We start from the raw sequence: 17,812 nt of genomic DNA, 5'->3' as shown, positions 1-17,812 counted from the left end.
ATGACCGAACCGTTCGATCCGAGTGCCTTTCTTTCCACCTGCAGTGGCCGCCCCGGCGTGTATCGCATGTTCGACAGCGATGCGCGTCTGCTCTACGTCGGTAAAGCCAAGAACCTGAAGAACCGCCTGGCCAGTTACTTTCGCAAGACCGGCCTGGCGCCCAAGACCGCCGCCCTGGTGGGGCGCATCGCACAGATCGAAACCACCATCACCGCCAACGAAACCGAGGCCCTGCTGCTCGAGCAGACGCTGATCAAGGAATGGCGGCCGCCGTACAACATCCTGTTGCGCGACGATAAGTCCTATCCCTATGTGTTCCTGTCCGACGGCGAGTTTCCGCGGTTCAGCATCCATCGCGGGGCGAAGAAGCAGAAGGGCAAGTACTTCGGGCCGTACCCCAGTGCCGGGGCCATCCGTGAGAGCCTGAGCCTGCTGCAAAAGACCTTCATGGTCCGCCAGTGCGAAGACAGCTACTACAAGAATCGCACCCGGCCGTGCCTGCAATATCAGATCAAGCGCTGCAAGGCGCCGTGCGTCGGCCTGGTGGAGGCCCCGGTGTACGCCGAAGATGTGCGCCACTCGGTGATGTTCCTCGAAGGCCGCAGCAATGCCCTGAGCGACGAGCTGTCGAGCGGCATGGAGCAAGCGGCCGCGACCCTGGACTTCGAGAAAGCCGCCGAGCTGCGCGACCAGATTTCCCTGCTGCGGCGGGTGCAGGACCAGCAGAGCATGGAAGGCGGCAGCGGCGACGTGGACGTGGTCGCGGCGTTCGTCAACCCGGGCGGCGCCTGCGTGCACCTGATCAGCGTGCGTGGCGGGCGGGTGCTGGGCAGCAAGAACTTCTTTCCCCAGGTGGGCATCGAGGAGGAAGTGGCCGAGGTCATGTCGGCGTTCCTCGGCCAGTATTTTCTCAGCAGCCCGGAACGCGACCTGCCCAGCGAGCTGATCGTCAACGTGGTCCACGAGGATTTCCCGGCGTTGATCGCCGGCATCCAGGAGTTGCGCGGCCGCGAACTGAGCATCAGCCACCGGGTGCGCGGTACGCGGGCGCGCTGGCAGCAGTTGGCGGTGACCAACGCCGAACAGGCCTTGAGCGCGCGCCTGGCCAACCGTCAGCATGTGGCGGCGCGTTTCGAGGCCCTGGCCGAAGTGCTGAACCTCGACGAGCCGCCGCAACGCCTGGAGTGCTACGACATCAGCCACTCCAGCGGCGAGGCGACCGTGGCCTCCTGCGTGGTGTTCGGGCCGGAAGGGCCGCTGAAGTCCGATTACCGGCGCTACAACATCGAAGGCGTGACCGCCGGCGACGACTATGCGGCGATGCACCAGGCCCTGACCCGACGCTTCAGCAAGCTCAAGGAGGGCGAGGGCAAGCTGCCGGACATCCTCCTGGTAGACGGCGGCAAGGGCCAGTTGTCCATGGCCCGCGATGTGCTCAACGAGCTGGCGGTGCCCGACCTGATCCTGTTGGGCGTGGCCAAGGGCGCGACGCGCAAGGCCGGTTTCGAGACCCTGTACCTCAACGACGCGGCCCATGAGTTCACCCTCAAGGGCGATTCGCCGGCGCTGCACTTGATCCAGCAGATCCGCGACGAGGCCCACCGTTTTGCCATCACCGGGCACCGCGCGCGCCGCGGCAAGACCCGCCGCACGTCGACCCTCGAAGGCGTGGCCGGCGTCGGCCCCAAGCGCCGCCGCGACCTGCTGAAACATTTTGGTGGATTGCAGGAGCTGTCTCGTGCAAGCATCGACGAGATCGCCAAAGCACCGGGGATCAGTAAAAAGCTCGCTGAGTTGATTTATGCAAACCTGCACAGCGAGTAGAATGCCAACTCACCTCGTAGCCAGTTGTGCCGATGAATATCCCTAATCTGATCACCGTTCTACGCGTTCTGCTCATCCCGATCTTCATTTTGCTGTTTTACCTGCCTTATAGCTGGAGCTACATGGCCGCCAGTTCCGTGTTCGCGTTCGCCGCGGCCACCGATTGGCTCGATGGCTACCTGGCGCGGCGCCTGGAACAGAGCACGCCGTTCGGGGCTTTCCTCGATCCGGTGGCCGACAAGTTGATGGTGGCGGTGGCCCTGGTGCTGCTGGTGCAGGAACACGGCAACCTGTGGCTGACCCTGCCGGCGGCGGTGATCATCGGACGCGAAATCGTCGTCTCCGCCCTGCGCGAGTGGATGGCTGAAATCGGTGCCCGCGCGCAAGTGGCGGTATCGAACATGGGCAAATGGAAAACCGCCGCGCAGATGCTGGCGCTGGTGATCCTGCTGGCCAACCCGTCAGCCTTCACCTTCTGGGTACTGCTGGGTTATGCGTTGTTGCTGATCGCGGCGGGGCTCACCCTGTGGTCCATGCTGCAATACCTGCGCGCCGCCTGGCCGCATCTGAAGACCGATGTGGAAAAGAAATAAAACTTTTTTGAATCAAGGGGTTGACGCAGTTTCGAATTTCTATAGAATGCACACCACCAAGACGCGGGAATAGCTCAGTTGGTAGAGCACGACCTTGCCAAGGTCGGGGTCGCGAGTTCGAGTCTCGTTTCCCGCTCCAAACATAGCGTCGTAGAGCTCAATCGAATTCAACGGCGATCGCAAAAAGGACCTTCGGGTCCTTTTTTCGTTTGTGTCGTATTCTCCTGACATCTACTGCGTTCCCTCTGCATCCTAAGCGCTTCTTCGGTCGAACGTCCCAGGCGGAGATCGAATGGATGAAGACGGCCGACGCATTGCCCGCGCCGTCCATGCCCTCTGTCGATGTCTCGTCGCATGCGTCCTGCGCGCCAGCCTGCCATGCCATGGTGTGGGCGATATGGCGAAGATGGGCCCGGCGCTTGAGCACAACCATACAAGACACCTCATTGCGCCCTCGGGCATAGTCCTTCGATTCATTTTTCGCTCTCGGAATCGGCTTATGGACACGTTGCTCGCGTTGAAGAGGGTCGTTGAAGCCGTGCGCCGTGGCGGCTATTCATCGGCGGGCGTCTGCCTGCCCAGCAGCGCGACGATGCCGGCGCGGCGTGGCTGATCCGGGCTGGAGCTGTACCAGGCTAAACCCGGCGCCGTCGGTACTTGCGTCAAGGGACTGCGTCTGTCCAACCCTCGCCGTTCCAGTCGTATCAACGGGGTCATCGAACTCCTCGAGAAAACCCTCGCTACCCGAGTATCGCCCAGGCCTTGAGCAAGACCGTGTTGTGCGCCCCGTGGCTGTTGGCGCGGCCGGTGCGGGCCTGGAGTCTGGCTCTCTTCGTGGATACAAGGTGGTCGCTATGGCTAACGACATTCATCCGGCGCACGGCTTCATCAATTCCAGGTGCCGGTTCGGCGGCCTGTCGCGCGACCGGCCCGCGCCGTGGGTCAGGGGTTGGGCCGCTGCCGAAGGGCCTCTCCGGGGCGCGGCCCGTGGCCCGGCATCAGAAAGGCCCGAGCTTGAGCGGGTACTGGATGACGATGTACAACCGGTCGATGTCGTCGCCGGCCTGGGCGCTGTTGGCCCGGTGGCTGACATGGGACAGTTGCAGCGACAGGTCCTTGGCCGGGCCCGCTTGCACGATGTAGTGCAGGTCCAGGTCGCGTTCCCAATGGCGTCCGCCCCGGCCCTGTTGCGGGTTGTAGGTGCCGCTGTCGGCATCGAAGGGGTTGTAGGCGCCGCCTTGGGGCGCATGGCTGCCGTCGATACCGCGGCCGCTCACGTAACGGGCCATGAAGCTCAGGCCGGGAATGCCCAGGACGCCCAGGTCGAGGTCGTAACGGGCTTGCCAGGAGCGTTCGCCCGGGCCGTTGAAGTCGGCGTACTTGATCGAGTTGGCGAGGTAGATGGAGTCGCCGCCGACGAAATCGAAGGGCGTGTCGCCGTGGATTTTCTGGTAGCCCAGGGTGAACGCCTGGGCATCGATCCGGTATTTGCCGGAGAGGCTGTAGGCCGTGGTGTCGATGGCGCCGGCCTCGGCCCGGCCCTGGTCGCGGGTGTGGTACAGGTTGCCGTCGAGGAACAGCTGGCCAAGGCTGGCATGCAGGTTGGCGTAGTACTGGCGCCAGGTATCGCTCAGCTCCGAGGCGTAGAGGGCGCCACCCAGCGCCTGGTCGGTGAACAGGTCGGCGCCGATGAAGCCGATGCTGGCGTGGCGGGTCGTTGCCCCGTAGCCAGTAAAGTCGCCCTCGCGGGTCGAGGCGTCCTGGTTCTTGAAGGCGTTGAAATGACCGGCCTGCAACTCGACCCCCTCGAACTCGCGGCTGGAGAGCAGCAGGCCGCTGGCGTATTCCGGTTGCAGGCGTTTGTCGGCGGTGTCGAACACCGGGGTCGCCACGGTCATTTCACCGAGCGTCAAGGTGGTTCGCGAGGCCTTGAGTTTCAGCGCGCCGCCGGCACTGGAGTAGCTGTCTTCGCCGCGTCCGTCATGGTCCAGTGGCAACAGGCCCGTTCCGGAATGCCCTTTGCCACCGTCCAGTTTCAAGCCCAGGAAGCCATGGGCGTCGATCCCCACGCCGATGGCGCCGGGGGTGAAACCGGACTCGAACGTGGCGATGAAGCCCTGGGCCCATTCCTTGGTGTAGCTCTTGCCGGACGGGGCAGGGGATCGATAGTCGTTGTTGAGGTAGAAGTTGCGGCTGAGCACTTCAAGACTCGCCCCTTCGAGAAAGCCGGGAATGTCTTGCGCGTTCTGCGCCGCCATCGCTGGCGCGGTGCTGCCGGTGAGCAGGGCAAGCAGCCAGAGCGGTTTCAGCGAGACGTTCGCTGGCCCCGGCGCGCTGAGGTTTTTCGATACAGGCGACATGCTTATTTCCCGCGTGAAAGTGAGTTGTCCAGGACGCGGGTGGTATCGCTGCCGGCAGAGGGCGGCAGGGATTCGATCAGTCCGCGTCCGCTTGGCGTGACCATCGGATCAAGGCGAGGAATGGTTGCGTGTTACGCGGCGCGAGGATTGTACGGCTGTGCTGCTTTCGGGCGTTTCGGGGGCGCGAATGCGGGGAGGATGGCGTGGCGCGCCTGCCGGGTTTTACCCGTGGCGGGTTGCTACGGGCCAACCCCTCTCGCCGCGGAGCACGCTGGCGGCCCCTTCGGCAATCGACAGCCACAGGATCGTGTCAGTCACCTTCCGGCTACCGCCCGGCGATCGTTCTCGACGCAAGCCCCGCTGGGGCCGTACTTCAAACCGCTTCCCACGACTCAAGGATTGTCATGAAAAAGACCCTCGATACCGCTCAAGGCGCGACCTCCCTTTCGCCCTGGAGCCCGCTGAAGAATGGCCTGTTTCGCGGGCTGTGGCTGGCCAGCATCGCCTCGAACATTGGCACCTGGATGCATGAGGTGGGCGCTGGCTGGCTGATGACCTCGCTGTCGGCCAGCCCGATGACGGTGGCGCTGGTGCAGGTGGCCGCCGCGGCGCCGATGTTTTTCCTCGCGCTGCCGGCGGGGGCGCTGGCCGACATCGTCGACAAGCGCCGTTACCTGTTGCTGGTGCAGGGCTGGATGGCCAGCATCGCCATGCTGCTGGCGTTCCTGACCCTCAGCGGTCTGATGACGGTGCCGTTGCTGCTGCTGTTGACCCTGGCCATGGGCATTGGCACGGCCCTGATGATGCCGGCCTGGTCGGCCCTGACCCCGGAGCTGGTGCCCGCCGGCGAATTGCCCGCGGCCATCGCCTTGAGCAGCGTCGGGACCAATGTGGCGCGCGCGGTGGGCCCGGCCATCGCCGGGGTCCTGGTGAGCCTGGCGGGACCCTGGGCGACTTTCGCGGTGAACGCGCTGTCGTTCTTCGCGGTGATCGCCGTGCTCGCCTGCTGGCGGCGCGAGCCGAAGGTCGCGGTGTTGCCGGCGGAGCGCCTGTTCAGCGCGATTCGCGTGGGTTGGCGCTACGCCTGCAGTTCCCACCCTCTGCAACGGGTACTGGTTCGCACCCTGGGGTTCTTCTTTGGCGCCAGCGCGGGCATGTCCTTGCTGCCGTTGATCGTGCGTGGCGAGTTGCAGGGCAGCGCGACCCAGTTCGGCGTGTTGCTCGGCAGTGTCGGCCTCGGCGCCGTGCTGGGGGCGATGCTGTTGCCACGGCTGCGCCAGCGCATCGCGGTGGACCGCCTGGTAGCGCTGGCCAGCGTGATCTACGCCCTGGTGTTGTTCGCCCTGGCCTGGCTGCGCGACTTCTATCTGTTGATCCCGGTGATGCTGATCAGCGGCGGCGCCTGGATCGCGGTGCTGTCGAGTTTTCAGGTGGCGGCCCAGACTTCGGTGCCGGCCTGGGTACGGGCGCGGGCGCTGGCGGTGTATATCCTGATGTTCTTCGGCAGCATGGCCCTGGGCGGGTTGCTCTGGGGTTGGGTGGCCAGCCAGTTGTCCATGAGCGTGGCGCTGAGCGCGGCGGCAGCGGTGCTGCTGGCCGGGGTCGGGCTGACCTGGCGCGTTGGCTTGCCCCAGCGCAGTGCCGAAGACCTGGCGCCGTCGTTGCACTGGCCGCAACCGCTGCTCGGCGACGACCTGGACCAGGAGCGCGGGCCGGTGATGGTCAGCTTGGAGTACGACATCGCCCCCGAACACGCCCAGGCCTTCCAGCTGGCGATGAACCCGGTGCGGCGCATGCGCCAGCGCAACGGTTCGTTTTCCTGGTGCCTGCTGCAGGACAGTGAAAATCCGCGCTTGTGGTGCGAGCTTTTCTTCGACGAGTCCTGGGTCGGCCACTTGCGCCACCATGGGCGGGTAACTCGCGCCGAGCTGAAGATCGAGGCGGCCGCCCGGCGTTTTCAGAGCGAAGGGGTGGAGATCCGGATCCGCCATTTCCTCAAAGGGCAGGGCTGAAGGAGCGTGGCGTTCCCGTGCCCTGTAGCCGCTGCCGCAGGCTGCATACGAGCGGTATGCTCGCGGAGATTCGACGGCCGCCGAGGCCCTGCGGGCTCGGCAGCGGCTACATAAACTTATGTGTTGTCAGGTGATGCGCCCACCCCTTGTAAGAGCGAGCTTGCTCGCGAAAAAAACGCGCGACATGCACGGTTTTCTCTTTGATTCGTGAAGTGTTTTTCGAAAGTATCGCGCATCTTCGCGATTTGGCGTCCTGTGCCTGCTGCAAGTTCGGGCTTGCAGCCCCGGTCGTCGCAACATCGGCGACCGTGACCGCAAGCCCGAACAAACCAGTCGGTCAGAACAACTGCGGCAGCTCCTGCGCCCGCAGATCGAACACCAGCACTTCGGCATTGACGCCGCGGCTCAAGGTCAACGCCTGTTCCTCCCGGACCCGTACGCCATCGCCTTCGTGCAAGCTCAGGCCGTTGAGGTCGACCGAGCCGCGGGCCACATGCACATAGGCGTAGCGGTTGGCGTCGAGTGTCAGGGTGGCGCTTTCCTGGCCGTCAATCAGGCCGGCATAGACCCGCGCGTCCTGGCGAACCTGCAGCGAGCCGTCGGCCCCCTCGGGGGAGATGATCAGTTGCAGGCGGCCGCGTTTTTTCTGCGGGCTGAAATGCTCTTGCTGGTAACGCGGCTTGGCGCCGCTGACGTTCGGCACTATCCAGATTTGCAAAAAGTGCACAGGGGCGCTGGCCGAGTGGTTGTACTCGCTGTGCGCCACGCCGCTGCCGGCGCTCATCAGTTGCACGTCGCCGGGACGGATCACCGAACCGGTGCCCAGGGTGTCCTTGTGTTCCAGGGCACCCTCGAGCACATAGGAGAAAATCTCCATGTCCCGGTGCGGGTGCTGGCCGAACCCCTTGTCGGCGGCGACCCGATCGTCGTTGATCACCAGCAGGTCGGAAAAACCCTGTTCCCGCGGGTTGCGATAGTTGGCGAAGGAAAAGGTGTGGAACGACTTCAACCAACCGTGGTTGGCCGCGCCGCGATCAGAGGCTTTACGAAGGGTCAGCATGGTGGAATCTCCTGTCGGGACGGGAATTCGTCCGGTTGAGGAGAAGGTTAATGTCTACTTTTTTTGCAATAAGTAGATCAAAAACGAAATACTGTCCCTTTATGGTTGACAATTTTTTCGCGATAAATCACGTATTCTTGTCCCTCGAGCGCGTGCCGTCCGGGCCAGCAGCCCGCTGTCGGTGCCTGTTTCCAACTCTTTGATATCGGTGATGCTCACCCATGAAGACCGTGGCTATGGTGCTGTTTCCAGACTTTCTCCTGCTCGACATGGCTGGGCCCATGGAGGTGTTTTCCACCGCCAATCGCTATCTGCAGCCGGGCGACCGTTATCAGCTGTCGCTGATCGGCACCGAGCCCGGCGTGCTGCGGGCTTCCAACGGCGTCCGCGTGCAGGCCGATATGCATATCGACCAGGCGCGCGGCGGCTATGACCTGCTGCTGGTGTCCGGGGGGCCGGGGGCCAGCAGTGAAAGGTGCCCACCGTTGCTCGAGTGGTTGCCGGGCGCCGTCGGCCGGTCGGTCGATTACGGCTCGATCTGCACCGGGGCTTTCATCTTGGGGCATGCCGGTTTGCTCGACGGTTACCGGGTGACGACTCACTGGGATTACACCGAGCGATTGGTCCGAGCCTTTCCCGGGGCGACGGTGGAGACCGACCGGATTTACGTCAGGGACCGCAACCTGATCACCTCGGGCGGAGTCACCGCCGGCATCGATCTGGCCTTGGCCGTGGTCGCTCGCGACCACGGCAGGAAAGTTGCTCAGGACGTGGCCAAGCTGTTGCTGGTGGTGATGAAGCGCCAGGGTGGGCAGGCGCAGTTCAGTCCGTTGACGGCCCCGGTCGGGGCCCGGGAAACCCCGGTGACCCGGGTGCAGAACCATGTGCTCGAACACCTCGACGAGACCTTTGGCATCGAGCGCATGGCAGGCCTGGCGAATATGAGCGCGCGCCATTTCTCCAGGGTGTTTGCTCGCGAAGTGAACATGACGCCCATGGCGTTTCTACAAAGTGCGCGCATCGACCGCGCCAGGAGCCTGCTGGAGACCAGCGACCTGCCGCTCAAGACCGTGGCTTACAAAAGCGGTTTCGGCAGCGTGCGGCACATGCGCTTTCTGTTCAGTGAAAAACTCGGCCTGACGCCCACCCAGTATCGGCAACAGTTCAGCTAGTGTCCGTCTGGCGCATTGCGATGGCCGTGCCGCTCCCTCCAGGGCGGTTGTTCCGTCATCCGGGCCTGCCCAAGATACCCAGGAATTTCTGGAAGTGGAGAGGGGAGCCAGGGCCGACTCATGCAACACCTTGGGCGAGGCCGGGTTTTCAGTACGTGGATGATTATGAGCAGCGTCAAAGATTTCAACGGCAATGGGGTGCTGCGGTTCGGCCCCTATGTGTTCCACCTGCGGCAACGGCTGGTCCTCGACGGTGACCGCCCTTTGCGCATGGGTGGGCGAGCCCTGGACATCTTGCGGGTACTGGTCGAGCACGCCGGCGAGGTGGTCGGCAAGGACGAATTGATCGCCTGTGTCTGGCCGAACTCCGTGGTCGAGGACATCAACGTGCGCGTGCACATCGCCGCTCTGCGCCGGGCCCTCGGCGACGGCCAGGACGGGCAGCGCTACATCGTCAACATTCCGTTGCGCGGTTATTGCTTCGTCGCCCCGGTCCTGCGCGTGTCGTTCGAGAGCCTGCACAAGCCCCAGCACAACCTGCCGGCAAGGTTGACACCGGTCATCGGTCGAGACCCGGTGGTCGACAGTCTGGTCCGGCAGTTACCGGTGCGTCGGTTCATGACCCTGGTCGGTCCGCCGGGAATTGGCAAGACCACGGTGGCGCTGCGCGTGGCCGAGTTACTGTTGCAGCACTATGGCGATGGGGTGTGGTTCATCGATCTGTCGGCAATCGACGACCCGACGCAGATGATCGGGCATTTGACGCGCACCCTTGAACTGGACGCCGGCCTGGAAGCGCTGGTGGCCTGGCACGCCTTGCTGGTGCTGGACAATTGCGAGCACCTGCTCGAACCCTGCCGGACAGTGCTGGAGCCGTTGCTGGCCTCGGCGCCGTGGTTGTCGATCCTGGCCACCAGCCGTGAGCCGCTGCGGCTTCCGGGGGAAACCGTGCATGGCCTGGCGGCCCTGTCGGTGCCGCCGGTTTCGGCCTTGCACAGCGTGGCCGAGGTCATGGGCCATTCGGCGGTGCAACTGCTCGTCAGCCGCGCCCAGGCCCGCCAGCAAGGGTTTGCCTTGCGTGAACAAGACTTGGAGGTGGTGCGCGAAATCTGCCATCGGCTCGATGGCCTGCCATTGGCCATCGAACTGGCGGCGGCGCAGATCGACGCACTGGCGCTGGTGGGGCTGCAAGCGCAACTGGACAATTGCTTTCAACTGCTGACCCGCGGCCGGCGCACCGCCGTGGCGCGACATCAGACGCTCAAGTCCGCCCTGGACTGGAGCTACCTGCGGTTGAGTGCGCAGGAGCAAACCGTGTTTCAACGGCTGGCGGTGTTTGAAATGGCCTTCACCCTGGACGTTGCCACTGACGTCATCAGCTGTGAGCTGTTGCGGCCCGAGTGTGTGGCGATGGCGTTGGAGCGGCTTGCGGCACAATCGCTGCTGTCGGTCGAGCAGGGCCATGGCGCGACAGGTTACCGGTTTCTCAACATCCCCCGCGCCTATGCGCTGGAGAGGCTGGAGCACAGCGGACAGCGGCAGTTGTTCGAAAGGCGTCATGCCCACCGCAGCGGCGAGGCCTGGGATTCAGCCAGGAGCCTGCCGCCGCAGCTCGTCGAGCAATTGACGGACGCGGATCAGCTCGGACATGGCCAGGCCTTCGGTGAACCGCGTGCAGATGGGTTCGAGTAGCCCGAGGGCGCGCCGGTAGCGCCCCTGACGCTGCCAAAGCCGCGCCAGTGACGCAGCGCTGCGCAGCTCCCAGGCCAATGCGCCCTGAGCCTTCGCCACCGCCAGGGCCTGGTGCAGCAGCGCCTCGGCTACCTCCGGAGCGGTATCGCTGGGCAGGGTCTCGGCCCTGGCGCGGAGCAGTTCCGCCGTGCTCCAGCTCGCCGCGTCGGTTTCGGCCCGTTGCAGCAAGGCCTTGTCAATAAAGCGGCTGTCGAGCGTGACCATGATTTCCCCGAGCAACCCGCTGGCCGGTTGCGTTGGGGCGAGCGCCGGAGCGCCTTCGATGACTTGCGCATAGTGCCGGCCCCAGGTGTAGAACAGCAGCACCGAATGCTTCTGCGCCTGCTCCAGCAGCAGGCGCAAGAGTTCGCGGGCCGTCGGGGTGTCGCCGTTGTAGTGGGCGATCAGGCAGCCGGACAATGCCAGGGTGTAGCAGATGGATGCGCCGTGATTGATCTGCAACGCTATGTCCAGGGCGTGGCGGGCGGTGCGCCAGGCCTTTTCCGGATAGCCTTGCAGCCAGAGGATCCGCGCCAGGATCGTCAGGGCAGCCACGCTCTGGTCGTACTGCACGCCCAGGCCACGGGTAAAGCGGCTGAGATACCCGCTCTGGGCCATGAGCTGGATGACCTGCTCGGCTTTGTCCCGGGCTTGCGCCTGGTCTCCGGCAAAGTGCAGGGCCAGCGCCTGCAAGCGCTGGACGCTGAGGGCACGCTCGACGCGGCCGGCGTCGCGCGACGCCAGGTGCTCGAACTGGCGGCTTTGCTCCAAGGCCTGCTGGTAGTGACCGCCATTGAGGTTGACCACCATGTGCCCGGACACCGCCTTGAGCTGGGAGGGCAGATCGGCACAGCTTTCGGCCAGGGCCCTGGCCGTCGTGAAGGCATCGATCGCTTCGGCGCTATTGTCCTGGGTGTGATAGCAGGCGCTGCCCAGGGCGAGCTTGAGGGCCAGGGTCAAGCGCGGGCAAGGTTCGCCCGTGGCATGCGGCAGGGCCGCCAGGGCCTTGCGCACATACAGGTCGTGCTCCTTGAGCAGCGACAGCTCCTGCCACAGTGGCGCGCAGGCCGCAGCCAGACGGATTGCCAGCATTCGCGGGCCCTGGGTATTCAAGCCCCAGTCGAGCGCCGCCCGGATGTCTTCCAGGCTGCGGGCGTAGCGCTCGATCAAAAGCTGCGAGGAGGTGTGCTCCCAGTCGTCCCGGGCCTGGCGCATCAAGGCCAGGCAACGTTCGGCATGGCGCTTGCGCGTCGCCGCCAGCTCAGCGGCCTGCTCGAGTTTTGCCAGGACATAGCGGCGGGTGGTGTCCAGCAGGCGATAGAACACTTCCTCGTCGCCGACCTCCACGCTCAGCAAGGACTTGGCCACCAGTTGGGTGATCGAGGTGAAAACCCCATTGGGCTTGATGTTCCCGTCGACGATCACCGCCGCTGCCGATTGCAGGGTGAAGCTGCCCCTGAAAATGCCCAGCCGGCGCAGACAAGCCTGTTCGTGGGCATCGAGCAGCTCGAAACTCCAGTCCAGGGTGGCATGCAAGGTCTGATGACGCCCCTGGGGTATCTGGCCGCCGTGGGGCAGCAGGCGAAAATTGCCTTGCAGTTGCTCCAGCAATCCGCCGAGCCCCAAAGCACCAACTTGGGCGGCCGCCAGCTCGATGGCCAGGGGAATGCCGTCCAGGCGCCGGCAGATTTCGCTCGCCAGGGGCAGTTCGTCTTCGCCCAGTTCAAAGCTGTCGTGACTGGCCATCGCCCGTTCGACGAACAATTGCAGGGCCGAGAAGGTCAGGGCCTGGGTGCGATCCAGCACCGCGATGGGCGCAGGGCAGTCCAGCGACCCCAGGCGTTGCACGAATTCGCCTTCGGCCCGCAGGCTCTCGCGGCTGGTGGCCAGAACATGCACCTGTGGCGCGGCGCGCAGGATGCTCTCGCAGAGTGGTGCGATGGCGTCGAGCAAGTGCTCGCAGTTGTCGATCACCAGCAGCATCTGCCGCTCGCGCAGGAAACTTGCCAGGCTGCCCAGCGGTTCGCCCTCGTGCAGTGCCAGGTCGAGGAGTGTCGCCAGCTGGCTGCCGATCATCTGCGGGTCATGGATCGGCGTCAGGTCCAGCAGCCGGATACCGTCCCGGTAGTTGCCAATCAGTTGTTCGGCAACCCGCAGGGCCACGCTGGTCTTGCCGATACCGCCGGGGCCGACCAGGGTGATGAACCGCTGGCGCGCCAGTTGCTTCGTGAGGCGCTCCACCAGCGCCTGGCGGCCGATCAAGCGAGCGCGCCGCACCGGCAGGTTGTGGCTGCTCGATCCGACAGAAGCGTTTTCGGGCTGTTGTCCGATAGGCTCCAGGGCGAACGGCGCGACAAAGCTGTAGCCACGCTGGGCCACGGTGACGATGTAGCGCTGGCCCGCCTGGCCGTCGCCCAGGGCTTTGCGCAATGCCGCCATGTGCACGCGCAGATTGGTGTCTTCGACGACGCTCTTGGGCCAGACCCGCGCGATCAACTGCCGCTTGCTGACCACCTGCCCGGCCTGCTCCAGCAGGGCCAGTAAAATATCCATGGAGCGCCGACCCAGGCGCAAGGGGCGCTCGGCTTCCAGGATCAGGCGTTGCCCGGGGTAGATCCGGTAGGGGCCGAAACGCACGGCCTGTTCGGGGCGAAGGGTCAACGGCTTACTCCTGCTGCTGGTCTTTGGCGTCTTCCCCGCCGCACCTGCGCGGGGAGAGAGGACGAAGGGCGCAGCTTTCTATCGCGGGCTTTTCGAGCATGTTCCCCAGGTTTTTCGAGCAACGCAACGCGCTGCCCGGACAGGCTCGCGCCCTGGGCGCTACCCGCTGCAACCTCCTTGCCCTCGCCGGATGCCGCGGGTATGGGGCGCGGCATCGCTGAGCGGGGCGGCGGGGCGGTGCTTGCGTCATTGAAAATTAACAACGTTTAACTCGTCTCGCGTTCGACATTGGCCTAAGACTCCAACCCTTCAAGCGCGTCAATCGAAGCACGGTGGCAGCTGCTCCAGGCTACGAAGCGGGGGATCAGGAAATGAGCAATGTGATGGTCTATCACCGTGGCTATGGTCATACCCGAGCCATGGCCGAAGCCGTGGCCCGGGGCGTTCGATGGGCCATTGAACCGGCTCGGCAGTTTCCTGGGGGCCCCGTCGAATGTCGAGCAGTCCCCCGGGCACGCGCGCCTGGCCGAGCGCATGGGCTAGCCGGCGTTTCCCGGTACCTGCGTGCTCGCGTGGCGAGGGCCTGGGTGGGCGCGCATCACCTGGCCGCGCCAGGTAAACGGATTGATGCCTTCGCTGTGGGTGAAGATATGGCAGAAGTGCGCCTGATCGCAGAACCCGCATTCCAGGCTGATCTGCGTCAGGGTCAGGTCGGTGTTGCGGATCAGGTGCTTGGCCCGGGCGATGCGCTGGCGACGGATCCATTCCTGGGGCGACAGGCCGGTGCTGCATTTGAAGGCCCGGGAGAAATGGCTGCGGGAGAGGGCGCAGGCCCTGGCAAGTTCGGTGACCTCAAGGGTGTCGCTCAGGCCGTCGAGGATCATTTGCTTGACCAGGCTTTCGCGCCAGGGAGAGAGGCCGCCGTTGGTGGTTTTTTGCGTTTGTGGGACTGACGCCCTGATGGCGTCGTGCTGAGCGTGGGCCATGACAAAATTCCGTGTCGGAGGGAAATGCGCCGGCCCACCGAAGGGTGGGCTGGCCGCTTCCCGCTTTGAGAAAACAGGTCTGCGCAGAGGGCTTCATTCTTGGTGGCGGGGCGGGGGCGCGCGAGTTAAACGTTGTTAATTCCGTTCGGAGGCCATGCCGGGCAAGGCATGCCGCCGTGGGTTTGCGGGGGGCGGGAGAGGGATATGCGGTGCTCTTGCGCGCCTCACCAAAAGCGCCGGCCCCTGGGGCTGGGCGACCGTCCAGCCGGACCCTCTGGCAAAGAGAGCACATCCATTCAATTTTTCCTTGCCCCGGCCACGCATTATTCGGTCACGGCGCAGCAACGTCGGTGACTTTTCAATGATGTGGGGGCGCCAATGAACGCTTCACCATGGGATGAACGGGCTCGGGATTTCGGGCTGCTGTTTCTGCGGGTCAGTGCCGGGCTGTTTCTGTTGTGGGTGCATGGCCTGCCGAAGCTGCTTGACTACAGTACGGAGTTGCAACGCATCGAGGACCCGTTCCACCTGGGGGCTGGCCTGACCCTGATGCTGGCGATTTTCGCCGAGGTGCTGTGCCCATTGCTGATCGTCGTCGGGGTGGCGGTGCGCCTGGCCTGCCTGCCGATCCTGGCGGTGCTGCTGGTGGCATTGCTGGTGGTGCATCCGCAGTGGAGCCTGGCCGAAGGACAGTTCGCCTGGCTGCTGTTGATCCTGTTCAGCAGCATCCTGATCGCCGGCCCGGGACGGCTGGCCCTTAATGATCGTTTTGCCGGAGCTTTACGTTATGCCTGATGCCAAGCGCCTTGAAGCCACCACGCAGGCGGGTTCCGACGAGGTCGTGACCTTGATCGTCAAGCACCGGGTCAAGGCCGGTTTCGAGGTGTCCTATGAGGCTTGGTTGCGCAATGTCGTGGCGGTCGCCGGACAGCACGAAGGGCATCTGGGCGTGGACGTGATTCGCGGCAAGAGTGGCGGTCTGGACCTCTTCACTTGCGTGCTGCGTTTCTGCTCCACCGAGGCCATGCAGCGCTGGCTCGAATCGCCGCAGCGGCAGGCGCTGGTCGACGAAGCCGCGCCCATGCTGGCGGACGGCGACCAGACCGAAGTCCTGCCGCTCCATGAGTTCTGGTTTTCTGCGCAGACCGACGACTCGGCACCGCCGCGTTGGAAGCAGGCGGTGTTGACCCTGCTGGTGATCTTGCCGCACACCTTGCTGGTGCCGCTGATCTGGGGGCCTGTGCTGGAGCTCCATGCCTGGCTTGGCAACTACGTGGTCGCCACCTTCCTGATCACCCTGACCATCGTGGTCTCGGTGGTGTACCTGTTCATGCCCATGGCGACCCGGCTGTTCGCGCCCTGGCTGCAAGCTTCCGTTACCCCACAACGCCTGGAGCCCGGTCATGGCCAATAACGACAAACCGATCGATCCGCTGCGCCGCCGTCTGCTGGCAGCCGGGTCCTTGCTCAGCGCGGCGGCTTTCTGGCCGCACCTGTCCCATGCCTCTTCCCATTCAGAAGGACATCCGATGAACGCCGATCTGATTCTATTCAATGGTCAATTCCACACCGTCGACCGTGAGAAACCCCGCGCCAGCGCGGTCGCCATCAGCCAGGGGCGCTTCGTCGCGGTAGGCACAGACGCCGAGGCCATGGCCTTGCGCGGCAGCGCTACCCAGGTCATCGACCTCAAGGGCCGCACGGTGATTCCCGGTCTCAACGACTCGCACCTGCACCTGATCCGCGGTGGCCTGAACTACAACCTGGAACTGCGCTGGGAAGGCGTGCCTTCGCTGGCTGACGCGCTACGCATGCTCAAGGACCAGGCCGACCGCACGCCGACCCCGCAATGGGTGCGCGTGGTCGGTGGCTGGAACGAATTCCAGTTCGCCGAAAAGCGCATGCCGACCCTGGAAGAGCTCAACCGGGCCGCGCCGGACACGCCGGTGTTCGTCTTGCACCTGTACGACCGCGCCTTGCTCAACCGTGCGGCGTTGCGCGTTGCCGGCTACACCCGCAACACGCCGAACCCGCCGGGCGGCGAGATCGTGCGCGACAGCAACGGCGAGCCCACTGGCATGCTGGTGGCCCGGCCCAACGCGATGATCCTTTACTCGACCCTGGCCAAGGGGCCGAAGCTGCCGCTGGAATACCAGGTCAACTCGACCCGCCAGTTCATGCGCGAGCTCAATCGTCTGGGCCTGACCAGCGCCATCGACGCCGGCGGCGGTTTCCAGAACTACCCGGACGACTACGCGGTGATCGAGCAACTGGCCAGGGAGCAGCAGTTGACGGTGCGCATCGCCTACAACCTGTTCACCCAGAAGCCCAAGGAAGAACTCACCGACTTCAAGAACTGGACCGGCAGCGTCAAGCTGCGCCAGGGTGACGACTTCCTGCGGCACAACGGCGCCGGGGAAATGCTGGTGTTCTCCGCCGCCGACTTCGAGGACTTCCTCGAGCCGCGTCCGGACTTGCCGCAAACCATGGAGCAGGAACTGGAGCCGGTGGTGCGCCACCTGGTGGAGCAGCGCTGGCCGTTCCGCCTGCACGCCACCTACGACGAATCGATCTCGCGCATGCTCGATGTATTCGAGAAGGTCAACCGCGATATTCCGTTCAATGGCCTGCCATGGTTTTTCGACCACGCCGAAACCATCACACCGAAAAACATCGAGCGGGTGCGGGCGCTGGGCGGCGGCATCGCGATCCAGGACCGCATGGCGTTCCAGGGTGAATACTTCGTCGACCGCTACGGCGCCAAGGCTGCCGAACAGACCCCGCCGATCCAGCGCATGCTCGCCGAGGGCGTGCCGGTGGGCGCCGGCACCGACGCCACCCGGGTCTCCAGCTACAACCCCTGGACCTCCTTGTACTGGATGGTCAGTGGCAAGACCGTGGGCGGCATGGCGCTGCACGCTGAAGGCCTGCCACGGCTGACCGCGCTGGAGCTGTTCACCCACGGCAGCGCCTGGTTCTCCTCGGAGCAGGGCAAGAAAGGCCAGATCAAGGTCGGCCAGCTGGCGGACCTGGCGGCGCTGTCCGCGGACTTTTTCAGTGTCGAGGAAGAGGCCATCAAGTGGATCGAATCGGTGCTGACCGTGGTCGACGGCAAGGTGGTGTATGCCGCCGGCGACTTCGAGAAACTCGGACCGGCCGGTATACCGGTGCTGCCGGACTGGTCGCCGGTGGCCAAGGTGCCGGGGCACTGGCGCCCGACCTCGCCGCTGATGGCCCAGGTGCACCAGTGCAGTGGCCCGTGCGCGGTACACGCCCACAGCCACGAGCGGGCGCGCCTGTCGAATGTGCCGGTCAGTGACTTCCAGGGGTTCTGGGGTGCCTTCGGCTGCTCGTGCTTTGCCTTCTGACGTTCAACCACAGCGCCGGCTACGGCGGCCGGCGTTTCTCGCGAC

General features: G+C 64.7%; 13 protein-coding genes, 1 tRNA gene and 2 pseudogenes. 11 read left to right on the top strand and 5 right to left on the bottom strand.

What is annotated here, in order from left to right; genetic code table 11:
* From uvrC to BTN82_RS17400, 3 genes are all read left to right on the top strand, one after another.
* Positions 1 to 1,824 (top strand): excinuclease ABC subunit UvrC, encoded by a 1,824-nt coding sequence (uvrC, locus tag BTN82_RS17410; RefSeq protein ID WP_075120361.1) that lies wholly within the window; start codon positions 1 to 3, stop codon positions 1,822 to 1,824.
* A gap of 32 nt (positions 1,825 to 1,856) precedes the next feature.
* A complete protein-coding gene (pgsA, locus tag BTN82_RS17405; protein ID WP_075120360.1) occupies positions 1,857 to 2,417 on the top strand; it encodes a CDP-diacylglycerol--glycerol-3-phosphate 3-phosphatidyltransferase in 561 nt (186 codons plus the stop codon).
* A gap of 63 nt (positions 2,418 to 2,480) precedes the next feature.
* Positions 2,481 to 2,556: transfer RNA gene (locus BTN82_RS17400), tRNA-Gly, on the top strand.
* An 18-nt stretch (positions 2,557 to 2,574) separates the two neighbouring features.
* On the opposite strand, the gene BTN82_RS31895 is transcribed toward BTN82_RS17400, so the two are convergent.
* Positions 2,575 to 2,850, bottom strand: a complete 276-nt coding sequence (locus BTN82_RS31895) for a hypothetical protein (protein ID WP_186828408.1) — start codon at positions 2,848 to 2,850, stop codon at positions 2,575 to 2,577.
* 565 nt (positions 2,851 to 3,415) lie between these two features.
* The gene (locus BTN82_RS17390; protein ID WP_075120358.1) at positions 3,416 to 4,777 is read right to left on the bottom strand and encodes an OprD family porin; all 1,362 of its coding nucleotides are present in this window, start codon (positions 4,775 to 4,777) and stop codon (positions 3,416 to 3,418) included.
* Positions 4,778 to 5,181: 404 nt separating this feature from the next.
* Between BTN82_RS17390 and BTN82_RS17385 the strand changes: the two genes are divergently transcribed.
* On the top strand, positions 5,182 to 6,789 hold the full coding sequence (locus tag BTN82_RS17385) for an MFS transporter (RefSeq protein ID WP_075120357.1): 1,608 nt from the start codon (positions 5,182 to 5,184) through the stop codon (positions 6,787 to 6,789).
* Positions 6,790 to 7,126: 337 nt separating this feature from the next.
* Here the strand turns inward: BTN82_RS17385 and BTN82_RS17380 are convergent, their stop codons facing one another.
* The gene (locus BTN82_RS17380; RefSeq protein WP_075120356.1) at positions 7,127 to 7,849 is read right to left on the bottom strand and encodes a pirin family protein; all 723 of its coding nucleotides are present in this window, start codon (positions 7,847 to 7,849) and stop codon (positions 7,127 to 7,129) included.
* A 221-nt stretch (positions 7,850 to 8,070) separates the two neighbouring features.
* Between BTN82_RS17380 and BTN82_RS17375 the strand changes: the two genes are divergently transcribed.
* The 3 genes from BTN82_RS17375 (at position 8,071) to BTN82_RS31890 (ending at position 12,490) form a co-directional block, all read left to right on the top strand.
* Complete coding sequence (locus BTN82_RS17375) at positions 8,071 to 9,021, top strand: GlxA family transcriptional regulator (protein ID WP_075120355.1); 951 nt, start codon at positions 8,071 to 8,073, stop codon at positions 9,019 to 9,021.
* Between the two features lie 165 nt (positions 9,022 to 9,186).
* Positions 9,187 to 10,713 carry an ATP-binding protein gene (locus BTN82_RS17370; RefSeq protein WP_075120354.1) on the top strand — a complete coding sequence of 509 codons (1,527 nt, stop codon included), beginning with the start codon at positions 9,187 to 9,189 and terminating at the stop codon, positions 10,711 to 10,713.
* Between the two features lie 1,627 nt (positions 10,714 to 12,340).
* On the top strand, positions 12,341 to 12,490 hold the full coding sequence (locus BTN82_RS31890) for an MYXO-CTERM sorting domain-containing protein (protein WP_410002822.1): 150 nt from the start codon (positions 12,341 to 12,343) through the stop codon (positions 12,488 to 12,490).
* Between the two features lie 212 nt (positions 12,491 to 12,702).
* Here the strand turns inward: BTN82_RS31890 and BTN82_RS31885 are convergent.
* Positions 12,703 to 13,389, bottom strand: a pseudogene (locus BTN82_RS31885) (winged helix-turn-helix domain-containing protein); the annotation flags it as partial.
* Between the two features lie 395 nt (positions 13,390 to 13,784).
* Between BTN82_RS31885 and BTN82_RS31585 the strand changes: the two are divergent.
* A pseudogene (locus BTN82_RS31585) lies at positions 13,785 to 13,859 on the top strand (NADPH-dependent FMN reductase); the annotation flags it as partial.
* Between the two features lie 93 nt (positions 13,860 to 13,952).
* On the opposite strand, the gene BTN82_RS17360 reads toward BTN82_RS31585, so the two are convergent.
* Complete coding sequence (locus BTN82_RS17360) at positions 13,953 to 14,399, bottom strand: helix-turn-helix domain-containing protein (protein ID WP_075120352.1); 447 nt, start codon at positions 14,397 to 14,399, stop codon at positions 13,953 to 13,955.
* Between the two features lie 378 nt (positions 14,400 to 14,777).
* Here BTN82_RS17360 and BTN82_RS17355 point away from each other — a divergent pair, with 378 nt between their 5' ends.
* From BTN82_RS17355 to BTN82_RS17345, 3 genes are all read left to right on the top strand, one after another.
* On the top strand, positions 14,778 to 15,194 hold the full coding sequence (locus tag BTN82_RS17355) for a DoxX family protein (protein WP_075120351.1): 417 nt from the start codon (positions 14,778 to 14,780) through the stop codon (positions 15,192 to 15,194).
* Positions 15,187 to 15,813, top strand: a complete 627-nt coding sequence (locus BTN82_RS17350) for an antibiotic biosynthesis monooxygenase (RefSeq protein ID WP_075120350.1) — start codon at positions 15,187 to 15,189, stop codon at positions 15,811 to 15,813. The genes BTN82_RS17355 and BTN82_RS17350 overlap by 8 nt, the downstream gene beginning before the upstream one ends.
* Positions 15,814 to 15,928: 115 nt before the next feature.
* Positions 15,929 to 17,767: an amidohydrolase gene (locus tag BTN82_RS17345; protein WP_075120380.1), complete on the top strand. Its 1,839-nt coding sequence runs from the start codon at positions 15,929 to 15,931 to the stop codon at positions 17,765 to 17,767.
* The last annotated feature ends 45 nt before the right edge of the window (positions 17,768 to 17,812 follow it).

Origin of the sequence: Pseudomonas chlororaphis (genome assembly GCF_001921865.1) — a bacterium.
Classification (GTDB): domain Bacteria; phylum Pseudomonadota; class Gammaproteobacteria; order Pseudomonadales; family Pseudomonadaceae; genus Aquipseudomonas; species Aquipseudomonas chlororaphis_D.
This window is presented reverse-complemented; position numbering and strand designations above follow the sequence as displayed.